Raw genomic sequence first — 1,746 nt, forward strand, 5'->3', positions numbered from 1 at the left:
GTGGTGCGCGCGGGCCGCAGCCGGGTGGTGTGCCGGTGCGACCTCGTCACGGTGGCCGCCGACGGCACGGAGTCGCTGTGCGCCGTCGCCCAGGGCTCCGTCTCGGTGCTGGAGCCCCGCGCGCGGGACTGAGCGGTCCCCGCCGCGGGGGACGCGCCCGGCCCCGGCCCCGTTCAGCCGGCCAGCTGGCACAGGCCGCGCGGCAGGTAGGAGCCGTGCCCGGCCCGTCCCACGTACGCGCCGGCCTCGACGACCGGGACGCCGCGGGAGAGGACCGTCTCCACCCGGCCGGTGATCCGCCGCCCCTCGTAGGCGGAGTAGTCGACGTTCATGTGGTGCGTCGCGGCGGAGATCACCTGCTCCGCGTGCGGGTCGTAGATCACCACGTCGGCGTCGGCGCCGGGCGCGATGGTGCCCTTCCTCGGGTAGAGGCCGAACATCCGCGCCGGGGTCGCGCAGGCGATCTCGATCCAGCGGCGGCGGGTGATGTGGCCGTCGAGGACCGCCTGGTGCAGCAGGTCCATGCGGTGCTCGACGCCCGGCATGCCGTTGGGGATCTTGGAGAAGTCCCCGCGGCCCATGTCCTTCTGCCCGGTGAAGCAGAACGGGCAGTGGTCGGTGGAGACCACCTGGAGGTCGCCGGTGCGCAGTCCGCGCCACAGCGCCGCCTGGTGCTCGCGGGGGCGCAGCGGGGTGGAGCAGACGTACTTGGCGCCTTCGAAGCCGGGTTCGGCCAGGTTGTCGGTGGAGAGGAACAGGTACTGCGGACAGGTCTCGCCGAAGACGGGGAGTCCCTCGTCCCGGGCCCGGGCCAGCTCGGCCACGGCCTTGGCCGCGGAGACGTGCACGACGTACAGCGGGGCTCCGGCCACCTCGGCGAGGCGGATCGCGCGGTGGGTCGCCTCGGCCTCCAGCAGTTCCTTGCGGACCTCGCCGTGGAACCGCGGGTCGGTCTCGCCGCGGGCCAGGGCCTGTTCGACCAGGACGTCGATGGCGATGCCGTTCTCGGCGTGCATCATGATCAGCCCGCCGTTGGCGGCGGCGCGCTGCATGGCGCGCAGGATCTGGCCGTCGTCGGAGTAGAAGACTCCGGGGTAGGCCATGAACTGCTTGAACGAGGTCACGCCCTCCTCGATCAGGCGGTCCATCTCCCGGAGCGTGTGCGCGCCGACGTCCGAGACGATCATGTGGAAGCCGTAGTCGACGGCGCAGTTCGACTCGGCCTTGGCGTGCCAGGCGTCCAGGCCCTCGCGGAGGCTGCGGCCGACGGTCTGGATCGCGAAGTCGATGATGGTGGTGGTGCCGCCCCAGGCCGCGGCGCGGGTGCCGGTCTCGAAGGTGTCGGAGGAGTGGGTGCCGCCGAACGGCATCTCCATGTGGGTGTGGGCGTCGACGCCGCCCGGCAGGACGTAACGGTCGGTGGCGTCCAGGGTGCGGTCGGCGGTCCACGCCTCGGCGGCGGAGGTGCCGGGGGCGGCGAGGGCGGCGACGCGGCCGTCCTCGATCAGGACGTCGGCGTGGATCTCGTCGGAGGCGGTGACGACGAGGCCGCCGCGGATCACGGTGCGGGACATGGGCTGTGCCTCTCCTTCCTGGGCGGACCCGGCCGGTACCGGCCGGGGCGGGACGGAAGCGGCCCCGGGGTCACCCCGCGACCCGGCGCAGGGCCTGTTCGAGGATCGCCGCTCCCTCCTCCGCCTCGGCGGCGGTGAGCGACAGGGGCGGGGCGATGCGCAGCGCGCAGCG

At 73.7% G+C, this 1,746-nt stretch carries 1 protein-coding gene and 1 pseudogene; one reads left to right on the top strand and one right to left on the bottom strand.

Features of this window, described 5'->3' with window-relative positions:
* Window positions 1-132 (top strand): annotated as a pseudogene (locus HW445_RS33875) (thioesterase); the annotation flags it as partial.
* A gap of 41 nt (window positions 133-173) precedes the next feature.
* Here the strand turns inward: HW445_RS33875 and hydA are convergent.
* Window positions 174-1,574 carry a dihydropyrimidinase gene (gene hydA, locus HW445_RS29850; protein WP_180223936.1) on the bottom strand — a complete coding sequence of 467 codons (1,401 nt, stop codon included), beginning with the start codon at window positions 1,572-1,574 and terminating at the stop codon, window positions 174-176.
* Window positions 1,575-1,746 lie beyond the last annotated feature (172 nt).

It is taken from the genome of Streptomyces sp. UH6 (assembly GCF_013421635.1).
Classification (GTDB): Bacteria; Actinomycetota; Actinomycetes; order Streptomycetales; family Streptomycetaceae; genus Streptomyces; species Streptomyces abyssomicinicus.